The following is a 14487-nucleotide window of genomic DNA, read 5'->3' on the forward strand; positions in this document are numbered from 1 at the left end:
CCTTTGCAGGCGCCGGGCACGGGCGTGGCCTCGTAGGCGTGTCGCAGACGCGTCAGCGGCTCTGCTGGGCCGGGACGCCGCGGGAGATCGGCTCGTCGTCGGCCGGCGTGCCCGCCGCGGCGACCGCCGCACCGGTCAGCGTGGCCAGCATCTCGCGGACGTTGGTCAGCTGGGCGTTGATGGAGTCGCGACGGTTCGTCAGCGCCGCCAGCTCGCGCTCCGATTCGCTGCGGATCCGGTCCGCCTTCGCGTTCGCGTCGGCCACGATGTCCTCGGCCTGGCGCTGCGCGGTCTCGACCGTCTGACGGGCGCGGCGCTCCGCGTCCGTACGCAGCTTCTCGGCCTCCAGGCGCAGCTGCTCCGCGCGGTGCTCGATCTCCGCCAGGCGCTTCTCCGCCTTCGCCTGGCGCGACGCCAGGTCGCGCTCGGACTGCTCGCGGCGCTTCGCCAGGTTCGTCTCGAAGTCCGCGGCGGCCTGGGCGGCCTTGGCGCGGGTTTCCTCGAAGAGGGCGTCCGCCTCCTCGCGCTTCGACTGCGCGTCCTTCTGCGCCTCGGCGCGCAGCGAGTTCGCCTCGCCCTGGGCCTTCTCGACGATCCGGACGCCCTCGTCCTCGGCCTTCGCCTTGCGCTCGGACGCGAACGACTCCGCGTCGTTGCGCACCTGCTGGGCCGCCGACTCGGCGAGCTCACGGTGCTGCTCGGCCGCGCGACGGGCCTCCTCGCGCAGGTCCTTCGCCTCCTCCTCGGCGAGACGGAGGATCTTCTCGACACGCGCACCGAGTCCCGCGTACGACGGTTCCGCGTCGTTGACCTGGGCCTGGGCATTCTGCGTCTCGAGGTGGAGCTCCTCGATGCGCTTTTCCAGAGAGGTGATCCGTGCGAGAGCACTGTCACGATCGGCGACGAGTTTGGTAATGCGGTCATCCACCTGACCGCGGTCGTACCCACGCCGCACGAGCTCGAAGCCGAAGGGGGAGGAAGTGTCGCTCATGGGGTTCCTGTCGAATGAGACCGGTGAGGTGTTAGAGGGAATCCTAGGGGCCGAAGCGGCGTGTCATCGAGCGTATGCCCGTTTGATATGGAGAATGTCCAGCCTTTTGAGTGGCTAGCCGTCGGACGACTTGCCACTCGAACGTGTAACCCCCGCTGCCGCACCTGCCTTGACCCCGCCGTCCTTGCCGCCGGACGGCGCCTCGAAGGACTCCAGTGCCTCCAGCACGTCCTGGACCCGGGAGATCTCCGCCTGGATGTCCTCGCGCCTGCGCACCAGCACGTCCAGCTCCCGCCGGCCCTCCGTGATCATGCGCTCGGCCTCGCGCTCCGCTTCCGCCTTCACCTTCTCGGCCTCGCGGACCAACTCGGCCTTCTTCTGCTCGGCCTCCTTGAGGAGCGCCTCGGCCTTCTTCACCGCGGCGATCCGGACCTTGCCGGCCTCCGAACTGGCGTCCGAGACCAGTTCCTTGGCCTTCGCCTCGGCCTCGGCCTGCTGCTCGGTCGCGGCCTTCACCAGCTGGTCGCAGCGCTCGCCGGCCGCCTTCATCTGCTCGGCGGACTCCCGGCGGGCCCGGTCGTGCAGCTCCTCGATCTCGGCCTCGATGCGCGTCCGCAGCTCCTCCGCGCGCTCCCTGATGGCGGTCGAGTCGCTGCGCGCCCCCACCAGCAGCTCGTCGGCGTCCGTACGGGACTTCTCCACCAGTGAGTTGCCCTCGACGGTCGCCTCCGCGACCAGCCGCTCGGCCTCCTTGCGGGCCGCGCCGACCATCGTGTCGGCCTGCGACTCGGCCTCGGTCGTGGCGCGCAGCGCCTCCTCCTGGGCCTTCGCGATGAGCTGGTCGGCCTGCTCCGCCGCGTCGGCGCGGCGCTTCGCCGCGGCCAGACGGGCCGCGTCGAGCGTACGGTCGGCCTCCCCACGGGCCTCGGAGTGCGTCTGCTCCGCCGCGCTCTCGGCGTCCGCACGCAGCCGCTCCGCCTCGGCCCTGATGCGCTCGGCGGCCTGCTGGGCGGAGCCCACGGTCTCGGCCGCCTCGGCACGCAGCCGCTCGGCCTCCCCGGACGCCTCGGCGATGAGCTGGTCGGCCTGCTCCGCCGCGTCCGCACGGCGCTTGTCGGCGGCCTTGCGGGCCTCGTCCAGCACCTGCTCGCCGTCCGCGCGGGCGGCGGCCCGCAGCTGCTCGGCCTGTGCCTCGCCATCGGCCTTGACCTGCTCCGCCTCGGTACGCAGCCGGGCCGCGTCCTGCTCGGCGAGCGACAGCAGCTCCGACGCCTCGGTGGTGATCCGCTCGCTCTCGCCCGTCGCCTCGCCCACCAGCCGGTCGGCCTGCGCGGCAGCTTCGGAACGGATGCGGTTGGCGTCCTCGCGAGCCTCGGCGCGGGATCGTGCGGCGTCCTGCTCGGCGGAGGCGACCGCGTCCGACGCCTCCGTACGCATCCGCTGCGCGTACTCCGCGGCGTCCGAGCGCAGCCGCTCCGACTCGGCGATCGCCTCGGCCATGGTCCGCTCGGCGAGCACCCTCGCGGCCTCGGACTCCTCGTCGGCGCGCGCCTTGATCCGGTTGGCGTCCTCGGTGGCCCGCTCCCGCTCCGCGTACGCGTCGGCGCGGACCCGGTCCGCCTCCTCCTGCGCCTCGGTCCTCGTACGGTCCGCCGCGTGCTCGGCCGCGCTGCGCAGCCCGGAGATCTCCTGCTCGGCCTGCTCCTGGAGACCGGACACGGAGTCCCGCACCTGCTGGGCGGTCTGCTCGGCGGTGGACACCATCTCGGTGGCCCGCCGGTCCGCCTCCTCGACCAGGCGCTGAGCCTCGGTCTGTGCCTCCTCGACCCGCTTGCGGGCGGAGGCCAGCAGCTCCTCGCTCTGCTCGCGGGCCCGCTCACGCTCCTGGTCCGCCTCCGTACGGGCCGCGGTGAGGATCTCCTCGGCCTCCCGCCGACGCCGGTTCGCCTCCTCCTGCGCGGCGGCCAGCGCCTCGGTGGCTTCCTGACCGACCCGCTCGGCGGCGGCCGCCGCCTCGCCGCGGATCCGGTCCGCGCTCTCCTGCGCCTCCGTCCTGAGCCGCTCGGCCTCGGTGGCGGCCTCGGTCTGCAGCCGAACCGCCACGGCCTCGCCCTCGGCGCGCGAGGCCGAGGCGTCCGCAGCCGCTTCGTCGCGCAGCCGCTCGGCCTCCTGCTCGGCCTGCGCCTGGAGCGTACGGATCCGCTCGGCGGCCTCGGTGCGCAGCCGGTCGGTCTCCTCAGCGGCCTCGCGACGGATCCGCTCGCTCTCACCGCGAGCCTCGGAGAGCGCCTGCTCGGCCGAGACGAGACGGGACTCCGCCTCCGTGTGCAGCCGGGTCAGCTCCTCGTCGGCCTCCCGGCGCCGCGCGACGGCGGCGCGCGCCGCTTCCTCACGCGTCTCACGGGCGGCGGACTCCGCCTCGGCGCGGGTGTGATCGGCCTGCTCCTCGGCCTCGGCGCGCAGCCGGTCCGCCTCGGCGCGCGTGCGCTCCAGCGTCTCCTCGGCCTGCCGGCGCAGCGTCGTCGCCCGCTCGATCGCTTCCGTACGGACCCGCTCGCTGTCCGCGGTCGCCCCGGAACGGACCTCGTCCGCGTCGGCCTTCGCCTTGGTCAGCAGCTCCTCGGCGGACCTGGCCGCCTCCTCGATCTGCTGGACGGCCTCGCGGCGCGCCTCGCTGCGGATCCGCTCGCCCTCGGCGACCGCCTCCGCGCGCAGCTGCTCGGCCTCGCCGCGCAGCCGGCGCGCCTCCTCCTGCAGCTCGACCGTCTTGGCCCGGTACTCCTTGGTGTCGTCCTTGGCAGCGCCCTTGAGCTCCTCGGCCGTGTCATGGGCCTCGCCGCGCAGCCGGTCCGCCTCGGCCTCGGCCTCGCGGCGGATCCGCTCGGCCTCCTCGGAGGCCTTGCGAGTGGTGTTCTTGGCATCCTCGGAGGCCTTGTTCAGGACCTCCTCGGCGGTACGGGCGGCCTTCGCGAGCTGTGCGGCGGAGTCCTCGGCGGCGACCGTACGGGCCTTGTCCGCGGCCTCCGAGACCAGCTTCTCCGCCTCGGCACGGGCGTCCGCGAGCGCCTGCTCGGCCTCCGTCTTGAGGGCCTCGGACTCCTTGGTGGCTTCCGCGACCAGCCGGGCGATCTCCGACTTGGCGGTGCGGGTGCGCTGCTCGTTCGCCGACTCGGCGCTCGTGAGCGCTTTGCCCGCGGCGTCCTTCGCCTCGGTGACGAGCTTCTCGGCCTCCGCGCGGGCCTCGCGCAGCTTCTCGTCCGCCTCCTGCAGCCGCTGCTCGGCGGCCCTGCTGAGCTCCGCGGCCTGCTGGCGGGCCTGGTCGGACTCGGCAGTGGTGCTGGAACGCAGCTGCTCGGCGTGGCTGGTGGCCTCCTGCGCCTGGCTGGAGGCGGCGTTGAGGAGCCGCTCGGCGTCCTTGCGGGCGCGCAGCAGGATGGCTTCGGCCTCGGCACGAGCCGTCTCCGCCTCGGAGCCGAGCCGGTGGCGGGTCTCCTCGGCGACCCGGGCGGCCTCGGCGCGGGCGGCGGCCAGGCCCTGGTCGGCCTCGGCGCGGGACTCGTCGAGGAGCCGGCGGGCCTGGGACTCGGTACGGGCACGCAGCTGCTCGGCCCACGCCACGTTCTCGTTGACGTGCGCCTCGACGGTCTGGCGGCGCTCCGCCAGCTCCTGGTCGAGGCGCTGGCGGCGCTGGTTGGCCTCCGCATGCAACTCGGCCTGGAGTCTGGCCTGGTGCTCCGCGTGCTCCTGGAGGATGCGCTGGGTCTGCGCCCGGGCCTCGCGCAGCTCGCGCTCGGCGTCGGAGCGCAGCTGGTCGGCCTGGATCTGGGCATTACGGAGCAGCTGCTCGGCCTGGTAGCCGATGTCGGCGTTGTCGTAGGCAGGACGGGACGCCAGAGCGCGGCGTGCCTCGTGGAGCTTGGCGCGCAACACCTCGACCTGGTATCCGAGGTCCTCGGCGTGCTGGACGGCCTTCTCCCGCGCGGTCTTCAGCCGGTCCATCTCGGCTTCGAACCGCGAGAGGTGGTCGTCGTCAGCTCGGTGGCTCTCCTGGCGTTCGTAGCCCCGCACTACGCGGTCCCATCCGTCCCCTGGTCGCGACTCTGTACAGACGAGAACCGTTCGCGGTGAACGGCCCCCCGGGGAATGGTGGCAGATCAGACACTCAACCACGAAGCCGCGGAACGGCTCCGGCCCGGCCCCGGCCCGGAGCGGCCCACTCTACCGGGCCAGGAATCCGGAGGTCAGTGCTCCGCGGAGGACGGGTCGGCGGACGTGACGAGTTCGGTGAGGACTCCATGGCAGTCCTTGGGGTGCAGGAACGTGATCCGGGACCCCATCGAGCCGATGCGCGGCTCGTCGTACAGCACCCGTACGCCCTTGCCGCGGATGTCCTCGGCGTCACCGTCGACGTCTGCGGTGCCGAAGGCGATGTGGTGGACCCCCTCACCGTTCTTGGCCAGCCACTTCCCGACCGCGGAGTCCTCGCGGGTGGGCTCCAGGAGCTGGAGATAGGAGGCGCCGCCGTCCGAGGTCTCATTGATCTTGAGCATGGCCTCACGCACGCCCTGCTCCTCGTTGACCTCGGTGTGGAACACCTCGAAACCGTAGGTCGCGCGATAGAACTCGACTGTCCTGTCGAGGTCGAAACAGGCGATTCCAATGTGGTCGATTCGCGTCAGCATGGCTCCAGTGCAGCGCTCTCCGAGGTGGTTACGCAACGTGCGCGCGATCACACCGGCTGCCCGGTGACCCGAACGCATACCGCTCAGTACAGTTCGAGTAAACCCTCGTTCACTCCTCAGCCGCCGTGCTGGAAGGGGAACCCCTCTCATGTCTGGTACGAACAGCAGCACCTCCGTGATCGTCGCCGGCGCCCGAACCCCCATGGGGCGGCTGCTCGGCTCTCTGAAGTCCTTCTCCGGCGCCGAACTGGGCGGTTTCGCGATCAAGGCCGCGCTGGACCGGGCCGGCATCGGCGGCGACCAGGTGCAGTACGTGATCATGGGCCAGGTGCTGCAGGCCGGGGCGGGCCAGATTCCCGCCCGGCAGGCCGCCGTCAAGGCCGGCATCCCCATGAACGTGCCCGCACTGACCATCAACAAGGTGTGTCTCTCCGGACTCGACGCGATCGCCCTCGCCGACCAGCTGATCCGTGCGGGTGAGTTCGACGTGATCGTCGCCGGCGGTCAGGAGTCCATGACCAACGCGCCGCACCTGCTGCCGAAGTCCCGCGAGGGCTTCAAGTACGGCGCGATCGAGATGCTCGACGCGATGGCGTACGACGGCCTCACCGACGCCTTCGAGGGCATCGCCATGGGCGAGTCGACGGAGAAGCACAACACCCGCCTCGGCATCGCCCGGCCCGAGCAGGACGAGATCGCCGCGCTGTCGCACCAGCGTGCCGCCGCTGCGCAGAAGAACGGCATCTTCGAGGCCGAGATCACGCCCGTCGAGATCCCGCAGCGCAAGGGCGAGCCGGTCGTCTTCAGCAAGGACGAGGGCATCCGCGCGGAGACCACCGTCGAGTCGCTCGGCAAGCTGCGCCCGGCGTTCGCGAAGGACGGCACGATCACCGCCGGTACGTCCTCGCAGATCTCCGACGGTGCGGTCGCGGTCGTCGTGATGAGCAAGGCCAAGGCCCAGGAGCTCGGCCTGGAGTGGATCGCCGAGATCGGCGCGCACGGCAATGTGGCGGGCCCGGACAACTCGCTCCAGTCCCAGCCGTCCAACGCGATCCAGCACGCCCTCAAGAAGGAGGGCCTGGAGGTGGCCGACCTCGACCTCATCGAGATCAACGAGGCGTTCGCCGCGGTCTCCGTGCAGTCGATGAAGGACCTCGGGGTATCCCCGGAAAAGGTGAACGTCAACGGTGGCGCGATCGCCCTTGGCCACCCGATCGGAATGTCGGGTGCGCGGATCGTGCTGCACCTCGCGCTGGAGCTGAAGCGGCGCGGGGGCGGGGTCGGCGCGGCCGCGCTGTGCGGCGGCGGCGGTCAGGGCGATGCGCTGATCGTCCGCGTACCGGCCAAGTCTGCGTAGATCCTGAGTATCGGGCCTCGACGAACGGAGCAGCGTGATGGTGGACGTCCCCCAGCTGGTCGCCCAGGCGAGGGAGGGCAGGCCGCGGGCCGTGGCCCGGCTGATCTCGCTCGTCGAGGGGGCGTCCCCGCAGCTGCGTGAGGTCATGGCGGAGCTGGCGCCACTGACCGGCGGCGCGTACGTGGTGGGCCTGACCGGTTCGCCGGGGGTCGGCAAGTCCACGTCCACCTCCGCGCTGGTCACGGCGTACCGGCGGGCCGGGAAGCGGGTCGGCGTCCTGGCCGTCGACCCGTCCTCCCCGTTCAGCGGTGGAGCGCTGCTGGGCGACCGGGTGCGGATGTCCGATCACGCGTCCGACCCGGGCGTGTACATCCGCTCGATGGCCACTCGCGGCCATCTGGGCGGCCTCGCCTGGGCCGCGCCCCAGGCGATCCGCGTCCTGGACGCGGCCGGCTGCGACGTGGTGCTCGTGGAGACGGTCGGCGTCGGCCAGTCGGAGGTCGAGATCGCGTCGCAGGCGGACACGTCGGTGGTGCTGCTCGCACCCGGCATGGGCGACGGGATCCAGGCCGCCAAGGCGGGCATCCTGGAGATCGGCGATGTGTACGTGGTCAACAAGGCGGACCGCGACGGAGCCGACGCCACCGCGCGCGAGCTCAACCACATGCTCGGTCTGGGCGAGTCCCGGGCGCCCGGGGACTGGCGGCCCCCGATCGTGAAGACGGTCGCCGCGCGCTCCGAGGGCATCGACGAGGTCGTGGAGGCCCTGGAGAAGCACCGCGCCTGGATGGAGGAGCACGGCGTTCTCACCGAGCGCCGCACCCGCCGCGCGGCCCACGAGGTCGAGACCATCGCGGTCACGCGCCTGCGCGAGCGCATCGGCGACCTCCACGGCGACCGCCGTCTCGACTCCCTCGCGTCCCGCATCGTGGCGGGCGAGCTCGACCCTTACGCGGCGGCGGACGAACTGGTGGCGGGGCTGACGACGTCTTCCTGAGGGTCCCCGGCCCCGGCCCCCCGGTGGGCGCGTCCCGCTGCGGCCCGGTGGGTGGTGTGCGCCCACCGGGCCTGGGGCGTCGAAGGCCCCTCGTCAGACCTTGCCGCGGCGGCCGCGCAGATGCTCGGCCACCGGTTTGAGCGACTCGTGGAGGTCGGCGAGTGCCTCGGGCGACAGCAGGTCGATGAAGTGCTGGCGCACCGACTCGACGTGGTGCGGCGCGACCTTCCGCATGGTCTCCATCCCCTGGTCGGTGAGGACGGCATACAGTCCGCGGCGGTCGGACTCGCAGTTCTCCCGGCGGACCAGACCCGCGTTCTCCATGCGGGTGATCTGGTGGGAGAGCCGGCTCTTGGACTGGAGCGTGGCTGCCGCCAGATCGCTCATCCGCATGCGTTGTTCCGCGGACTCCGAGAGATTGACGAGAATCTCGTAATCGTTGTTGGTCAGGCCGAACGGTTGCAGATCCTTCTCCATCTGGTATGTCAACAGCCTGTTGACATCCAGATAGGTGCGCCAGGCGCACTGCTCCGTATCGCTCAGCCAGCGCGTGGCCGTCTCGGTCTCCATGTATGGATACTACCCTAAGAAGTTGAAAGACGGACGAAGTAGGGGACGGTGACGCCCCACCCCGATCCCCCATCAAGGGTGCAGACGTTCGACGTCACACTCCGCAGCCTACCGCTCACAAGCCGAAGCGACGCTGGAGGTCCCCCAGCTGACCCGGGAGGCGGGGTGTGGACCCGTGCTGACCAGGTGCCCCATGGCCCCCGGCGCCCCCGCCGGGCACTCCAGGCTCGTGCGGCACGGTACCGGTCGCCTGGTCGGCCATGAGTGTCTCAGTGGACTGGAGCAGGACGGTGCCGGCCCCCACGAACTCGAACTGGTGCTCCTCGCCCGACGCCCCGCCGACCCCGGTGAGCGAGCGCAGCCCGCCCATCACCCCGCTCATATAGCCATGATCGTAGTGGTGGCACGGCGACGGGCAGTCCGCCCATCCGACCAGCGCCTGCGGGTCGACCCGGATCGGCGGCTCCATGAAGACCACGGGGCCGTTGGACGCCGCCACGAACTTCCCCGTACCGATCAGTGTCAGAAAGCCCGGCACGATCGACTGCTTCAGCGCCAGCGACGGCTGGTACGCGAGCAGATTCCCGGCCCGGATCGTCAGGTTGCCCTCGTCGAGATCGAACGAGTTGACGTCGAAGGCCCGGTCCGCGAGCAGCATCTTCCCGCTGCCCTCGGCCACCACCCAGTCGCTCGCGTGCAGCGGCGAGTGGAAGCTCGTACGCATCAGCCGGTCCAGCCTGCCGTGGCCGATCCCGTTGAAGTCGATGCGCCCGTAGTAGGCGATCATCTTGCCCTTCTGCAGAAACCACTGGGAGCCCTTGAGCTCCACGCAGAAGGTGTAGGCGTTGACGTTGTCGTCGCTCGGCAGCGTCATCGGGTCGAAAATCACCGGCGTGCTCACAGCTTCTCCTCCGACGCCTGGACGTACACCGCACCACTGCCGCTCAGCTCCAGCTGGAACGCCTCGCCCGAGCCGCGCCCCACCATGTCGCGCCAGCCCAGCGCGGTGGAGAGTTTGTTCCGTACGTCGCCGTGGTGCGCGACGTACGCCTGCGGGTCGACATGGACCGGCCGGCCGGGCGTGATGGGAAGCTCGATCACTCCGCCGTGCGCCATGACCGCGACCGCGCCGTGCCCCTTCAGGGTCGTGGTGAAGAGCCCCTGGCCGGTGACCTGGCCGCGCACCATGCCCATGACCCCGCCCTGCGAGCCCATGAACATCGTGCCCTGCTGCAGCGTCCCGTCGAACGCGAGCAGCCGGTCCGCCTCGACGTAGAGGGTGTCGCCGGTCATGTTGATCACCTGGATGTGGTGGCCGCCGTGGCCGAACATCACGGTCCCGGAGCCCTCGACCGTCATCAGCGGGGTCGCCTCGTCGGCCACCCGCCGCCCGATCATCGACATCAGGCCGCCCTGGCCGCCCGCCGTGTTCGGGGTGAAGGACACCTCGCCCTTGTACGCGAGCATCGCGCCGCGCTGGCTGAACATCTTCTGGCCGGGGATCACCGTCGCCTCGACCATCTTCGAGTTGATCTCGCGGAACGGCATCAGACGTCCCCCCCGATCGTGTTCCGCTCACTCGGCTGCACGTACACGAGCCCGTCGCCCTCGAACCTGATCTGGAAGGCCTCGCCGCCGCCCTCGCCCATGAGCGTGCGGAAGGTGACCCCGGTCTGGAAGTTCTGCTGGAGATTGCCCTGGTGCGCGATGTACGCGCCGGGGTCGACGGAGAGCGGGTACTGGGGCGTCACCCGCAGTACCACGGCCGGGCCGTCGGACATGATCGCCGCCTGGCCCGTGCCCTCGACGGTTGTGGTGAACAGACCGTTGCCGGTCGCGCCGCCGCGCAGACCGGTGAAGCTGGTGCCGGTGCGCAGCCCGCCGTCCGTGCAGAGCAGATTGCTGGACTCGACGTACAGCTTGTCGCCGTGCAGCGAGACGAGATTGATCTCGGACGCGCGGTCGGCGAAGTAGCAGGTGCCCTGGCCCTTCACCTCCATCATGGTCATCTGCTCGCCGGTGAGGCGGCGGGTCACCATGCCGCGGATGCCCTCACCCCCGCCGGACATCTTCTTGAAGGCCATCTGGCCGTCGTACGCGACCATCGACCCGTTCTTCGCCCTGACGGCGTCCCCGGTCATGTCGACGGCCAGCACTTTGCTGCCTTGAAGTCGGAACATTGCCACGGGAGGACGTTATAGGGCGGGGGACGTTCCGGGACAGGCTCTCCGGAATGATGTCGACCCTGACCGGACCCTTAGAGCCCGTCCCGGCCGGTCCCGGCGGATCCCGGCCGGACCGGCGGCCGGACAGGGCCTGGCCACCCGGGTAAAGGCCAGGGAAAGCGCGGTGCCACAATGGACGCGCTTGTGCGTGCGTTCACAAGACAATCGCCCCCCTCCACCGAAGGTGCCTCCGTGGACATCAAGACCGCCTCCTCCCTCCACCGCCTCCGGCTCGTCTCCGCGCCGGAGGCCGTGTCGTTCCTTCTGCTGCTCGTCTGCTCGGTGCTCAAGCGCACGACGGAGTTCAACGCGGTCCCGGTCATGGGCGCGATCCACGGTGTGCTGTTCATCCTGTACGTGATCTTCTGGCTGGACGCCTGGAACCGTACGAAGTGGGACGTCAAGACGGCCGCGGTCTACTTCGTCCTCTCCGTGCTGCCGTTCGGCGGCTTCTTCGCCGAGCGCAAGCTCAAGCGCGCCGCCGAGGACGCCGTCATCGCCGCCCGTGCCCGCCGCGAGGGCAAGGTGGACGCGTGATCGTCGCCTTCTCCGTCACCCCGCTGGGCGTCGGTGAGGACGTCGGCGAGTACGTCGCCGACGCCGTGCGCGTCGTCCGGGAATCGGGTCTGCCGAACCGCACGGACGCCATGTTCACCTCGATCGAGGGTGAATGGGACGAGGTCATGGACGTCGTCAAGCGTGCCGTCGCCGCCGTCGAGGCGCGCGCACCGCGCGTCTCCCTCGTCCTCAAGGCGGACATCAGGCCCGGTGTCACCGACGGGCTGACCGGCAAGGTCGAGACGGTGGAGCGCCACCTCTCGGCGTGAACGCCTTCCGCGCTCCCCGTGGTGCCACCGCCCGCGGGGAGCCCGCGGTACCGAAGTTCGAGACAGGGCTGACCAGCATATGACCAGTGGGTAAGGTCGGTGCCGTGCCGAAGCCGCTCAGCCTTCCCTTCGACCCCATCGCCCGAGCCGACGAGCTCTGGCAGCAGCGCTGGGGCCCCGTGCCCTCGATGGCCGCGATCACCTCGATCATGCGCGCACACCAGATCCTCCTCGCCGAGGTCGACGCCGTCGTCAAGCCGTACGGACTGACCTTCGCGCGGTACGAGGCGCTGGTGCTGCTCACCTTCTCCAAGGCCGGCGAGCTGCCGATGTCCAAGATCGGCGAGCGGCTGATGGTGCATCCGACGTCGGTGACGAACACGGTGGACCGGCTGGTGAAGTCCGGCCTGGTCGCCAAGCGCCCCAACCCGAACGACGGCCGCGGCACGCTCGCCTCCATCACCGAGAAGGGCCGCGAGGTCGTGGAGGCCGCCACCCGCGATCTGATGGCCATGGACTTCGGTCTCGGAGCGTACGACGCGGAGGAGTGCGGGGAGATCTTCGCTCTGCTGCGGCCGCTGCGCATCTCCGCGCACGACTTCGACGAGAGCTAGGGCCCGTCCGGCTGATCAGGCCTAACCCGCTGCAAGATCGCCCAAAGCGGGCCGTTACCCTCGTCGCCATGAAGAAGAGCGTCCTGACCCGCTACCGGGTGATGGCCTACGTCACCGCCGTGATGCTGCTCGTGCTGTGCACCTGCATGGTGTTCAAGTACGGCTTCGACCAGGGCGAGGACATCACCTTCGCGGTCTCCCAGGCCCACGGCGTCCTCTACATCATCTATCTGGTCTTCGCCTTCGACCTGGGCTCCAAGGCCAAGTGGTCGTTCGGCAAGCTCCTGTGGGTGCTGCTCTCCGGGACCATTCCCTTCGCCGCCTTCTTCGTCGAGCGCAAGGTCACACGCACGGTAGAGCCGCTGGTCAGCGGGCAGGTTCCGGCCGTCGCCAAGGCGTAGACCCACCGCCGTACGGGTACGTACGGCGGTCTCCCATCGACATTTACTAGGACGTCCTAGTAAATTCGAGGGTATGGACGCTGACGCCATCGACGAGGGCCGCCGCCGCTGGCAGGCCCGCTACGACTCCGCAAAGAAGCGGAACGCCGACTTCACCACGCTCTCCGGTGATCCGGTCGAGCCGGTCTACGGGCCCAGGCCCGGGGACGCCTACGAAGGCTTCGAGCGGATCGGCTGGCCGGGCGAGTATCCGTTCACCCGCGGTCTGTATCCGACGGGCTACCGCGGCCGCACCTGGACCATCCGCCAGTTCGCCGGCTTCGGCAACGCCGAGCAGACCAACGAGCGGTACAAGATGATCCTGGCTGCCGGCGGTGGCGGGCTCAGTGTCGCCTTCGACATGCCGACGCTGATGGGCCGCGACTCCGACGACCCGCGCTCGCTCGGCGAGGTCGGCCACTGCGGCGTCGCCATCGACTCCGCCGCCGACATGGAGGTCCTGTTCAAGGGCATCCCGCTGGGCGACGTCACGACCTCGATGACGATCAGCGGGCCGGCCGTCCCGGTCTTCTGCATGTACCTCGTCGCCGCCGAGCGGCAGGGCGTCGACCCGGCCGTGCTCAACGGCACCCTGCAGACCGACATCTTCAAGGAGTACATCGCGCAGAAGGAGTGGCTCTTCCAGCCCGAGCCCCATCTGCGCCTGATCGGCGACCTGATGGAGCACTGCGCCGGCTCCATCCCCGCGTACAAGCCGCTGTCCGTCTCCGGCTACCACATCCGCGAGGCGGGAGCGACGGCCGCGCAGGAGCTGGCGTACACGCTCGCGGACGGATTCGGATACGTCGAGCTCGGCCTGAGCCGTGGCCTGGACGTGGACGTCTTCGCCCCCGGCCTGTCCTTCTTCTTCGACGCGCACGTCGACTTCTTCGAGGAGATCGCCAAGTTCCGCGCGGCCCGGCGCATCTGGGCCCGCTGGATGAAGGACGTGTACGGCGCGAAGACCGACAAGGCGCAGTGGCTGCGCTTCCACACCCAGACCGCCGGCGTCTCGCTGACCGCCCAGCAGCCGTACAACAACGTGGTACGGACGGCCGTCGAGGCACTCGCGGCCGTGCTCGGCGGCACGAACTCGCTGCACACCAACGCGCTCGACGAGACGCTCGCCCTGCCGTCCGAGCAGGCCGCCGAGATCGCCCTGCGCACCCAGCAGGTGCTGATGGAGGAGACCGGCGTCGGCAATGTGGCCGACCCGCTGGGCGGATCCTGGTACGTCGAGCAGCTCACCGACCGCATCGAGGCCGACGCCGAGAAGATCTTCGAGCAGATCAGGGAGCGCGGCCGGCGGGCCCATCCGGACGGACAGCACCCCATCGGGCCCATCACCTCCGGCATCCTGCGCGGTATCGAGGACGGCTGGTTCACCGGCGAGATCGCCGAGTCCGCGTTCCGCTACCAGCAGTCGCTGGAGAAGGGCGACAAGCGCGTCGTCGGCGTCAACGTCCACCACGGCTCGGTCACCGGCGACCTGGAGATCCTCCGCGTCAGTCACGAGGTCGAGTGGGAGCAGGTCCGCATTCTCGGCGAGCGCAAGTCGCGCCGCGACGACGCGCGCGTACGGGCCTCACTGGACGCCATGCTGACCGCAGCCCGCGACGGCAGCAACATGATCGGGCCGATGCTCGACGCGGTCCGCGCCGAGGCGACTCTCGGTGAGATCTGCGACGCGCTCCGGGACGAGTGGGGGACGTACACCGAGCCGCCCGGCTTCTGACGGATCCCGCGCAGCGCGGGCAGTCACCTTCGACGACCCCGTAACGTGG

14 protein-coding genes are annotated in these 14487 nt (G+C 70.5%); 7 read left to right on the top strand and 7 right to left on the bottom strand.

Features of this window, described 5'->3' with window-relative positions:
• Window positions 1-52 precede the first annotated feature (52 nt).
• The 3 genes from ACWGI8_RS25055 to mce all read right to left on the bottom strand — a co-directional run bounded on the left by ACWGI8_RS25055 (window position 53) and on the right by mce (window position 5673).
• Window positions 53-991, bottom strand: coding sequence for a cellulose-binding protein (locus tag ACWGI8_RS25055; RefSeq protein WP_453664132.1), 939 nt, complete (start codon window positions 989-991; stop codon window positions 53-55).
• Window positions 992-1105: 114 nt separating this feature from the next.
• Window positions 1106-5059, bottom strand: a complete 3954-nt coding sequence (gene scy / locus ACWGI8_RS25060; protein WP_453664133.1) for a polarized growth protein Scy — start codon at window positions 5057-5059, stop codon at window positions 1106-1108.
• A 173-nt stretch (window positions 5060-5232) separates the two neighbouring features.
• Window positions 5233-5673, bottom strand: coding sequence for a methylmalonyl-CoA epimerase (gene mce, locus ACWGI8_RS25065; RefSeq protein ID WP_453664135.1), 441 nt, complete (start codon window positions 5671-5673; stop codon window positions 5233-5235).
• 148 nt (window positions 5674-5821) lie between these two features.
• Between mce and ACWGI8_RS25070 the strand changes: the two genes are divergently transcribed.
• Together ACWGI8_RS25070 and meaB are read left to right on the top strand one after the other, a co-directional pair.
• Window positions 5822-7030: an acetyl-CoA C-acetyltransferase gene (locus tag ACWGI8_RS25070; protein ID WP_453664136.1), complete on the top strand. Its 1209-nt coding sequence runs from the start codon at window positions 5822-5824 to the stop codon at window positions 7028-7030.
• A 37-nt stretch (window positions 7031-7067) separates the two neighbouring features.
• The gene (gene meaB / locus ACWGI8_RS25075; RefSeq protein WP_453664137.1) at window positions 7068-8027 is read left to right on the top strand and encodes a methylmalonyl Co-A mutase-associated GTPase MeaB; all 960 of its coding nucleotides are present in this window, start codon (window positions 7068-7070) and stop codon (window positions 8025-8027) included.
• Between the two features lie 93 nt (window positions 8028-8120).
• Here meaB and ACWGI8_RS25080 read toward each other — a convergent pair whose 3' ends face one another.
• The 4 genes from ACWGI8_RS25080 to ACWGI8_RS25095 form a co-directional block, all read right to left on the bottom strand.
• Window positions 8121-8597, bottom strand: a complete 477-nt coding sequence (locus ACWGI8_RS25080) for a MarR family winged helix-turn-helix transcriptional regulator (protein WP_453664139.1) — start codon at window positions 8595-8597, stop codon at window positions 8121-8123.
• A 115-nt stretch (window positions 8598-8712) separates the two neighbouring features.
• Window positions 8713-9498 (bottom strand): AIM24 family protein, encoded by a 786-nt coding sequence (locus ACWGI8_RS25085; RefSeq protein ID WP_453664140.1) that lies wholly within the window; start codon window positions 9496-9498, stop codon window positions 8713-8715.
• Window positions 9495-10145, bottom strand: a complete 651-nt coding sequence (locus ACWGI8_RS25090; RefSeq protein ID WP_453664141.1) for an AIM24 family protein — start codon at window positions 10143-10145, stop codon at window positions 9495-9497. The genes ACWGI8_RS25085 and ACWGI8_RS25090 overlap by 4 nt, the downstream gene beginning before the upstream one ends.
• Window positions 10145-10777, bottom strand: a complete 633-nt coding sequence (locus ACWGI8_RS25095; protein ID WP_453664150.1) for an AIM24 family protein — start codon at window positions 10775-10777, stop codon at window positions 10145-10147. The genes ACWGI8_RS25090 and ACWGI8_RS25095 overlap by 1 nt, the downstream gene beginning before the upstream one ends.
• 237 nt (window positions 10778-11014) lie before the next feature.
• Between ACWGI8_RS25095 and ACWGI8_RS25100 the strand changes: the two genes are divergently transcribed.
• The 5 genes from ACWGI8_RS25100 to ACWGI8_RS25120 all read left to right on the top strand — a co-directional run bounded on the left by ACWGI8_RS25100 (window position 11015) and on the right by ACWGI8_RS25120 (window position 14438).
• Entirely contained in the window at window positions 11015-11359 is a 345-nt protein-coding gene (locus ACWGI8_RS25100) for a DUF3817 domain-containing protein (protein WP_453664143.1), read from the top strand.
• Window positions 11356-11649, top strand: coding sequence for an MTH1187 family thiamine-binding protein (locus ACWGI8_RS25105; RefSeq protein WP_453664144.1), 294 nt, complete (start codon window positions 11356-11358; stop codon window positions 11647-11649). The genes ACWGI8_RS25100 and ACWGI8_RS25105 overlap by 4 nt, the downstream gene beginning before the upstream one ends.
• Before the next feature lie 104 nt (window positions 11650-11753).
• A complete protein-coding gene (locus ACWGI8_RS25110) occupies window positions 11754-12263 on the top strand; it encodes a MarR family winged helix-turn-helix transcriptional regulator (RefSeq protein WP_453664145.1) in 510 nt (169 codons plus the stop codon).
• A 68-nt stretch (window positions 12264-12331) separates the two neighbouring features.
• Window positions 12332-12664, top strand: a complete 333-nt coding sequence (locus ACWGI8_RS25115) for a DUF3817 domain-containing protein (RefSeq protein ID WP_453664147.1) — start codon at window positions 12332-12334, stop codon at window positions 12662-12664.
• A gap of 73 nt (window positions 12665-12737) precedes the next feature.
• Complete coding sequence (locus ACWGI8_RS25120) at window positions 12738-14438, top strand: acyl-CoA mutase large subunit family protein (protein ID WP_453664148.1); 1701 nt, start codon at window positions 12738-12740, stop codon at window positions 14436-14438.
• Window positions 14439-14487 lie beyond the last annotated feature (49 nt).

The sequence above is a fragment of the Streptomyces sp. NPDC054841 genome, from assembly GCF_053611045.1.

Bases quoted from the DNA above. Each gene is read 5' to 3' on its own strand.
- ACWGI8_RS25055 (WP_453664132.1), bottom strand. From the start codon at position 991: ATGAGCGACACTTCCTCCCCCTTCGGCTTCGAGCTCGTGCGGCGTGGG.
- mce (WP_453664135.1), bottom strand. From the start codon at position 5,673: ATGCTGACGCGAATCGACCACATTGGAATCGCCTGTTTCGACCTCGAC.
- ACWGI8_RS25070 (WP_453664136.1), top strand. From the start codon at position 5,822: ATGTCTGGTACGAACAGCAGCACCTCCGTGATCGTCGCCGGCGCCCGA.
- meaB (WP_453664137.1), top strand. From the start codon at position 7,068: ATGGTGGACGTCCCCCAGCTGGTCGCCCAGGCGAGGGAGGGCAGGCCG.
- ACWGI8_RS25080 (WP_453664139.1), bottom strand. From the start codon at position 8,597: ATGGAGACCGAGACGGCCACGCGCTGGCTGAGCGATACGGAGCAGTGC.
- ACWGI8_RS25090 (WP_453664141.1), bottom strand. From the start codon at position 10,145: ATGCCGTTCCGCGAGATCAACTCGAAGATGGTCGAGGCGACGGTGATC.
- ACWGI8_RS25095 (WP_453664150.1), bottom strand. From the start codon at position 10,777: ATGTTCCGACTTCAAGGCAGCAAAGTGCTGGCCGTCGACATGACCGGG.
- ACWGI8_RS25115 (WP_453664147.1), top strand. From the start codon at position 12,332: ATGAAGAAGAGCGTCCTGACCCGCTACCGGGTGATGGCCTACGTCACC.
- ACWGI8_RS25120 (WP_453664148.1), top strand. From the start codon at position 12,738: ATGGACGCTGACGCCATCGACGAGGGCCGCCGCCGCTGGCAGGCCCGC.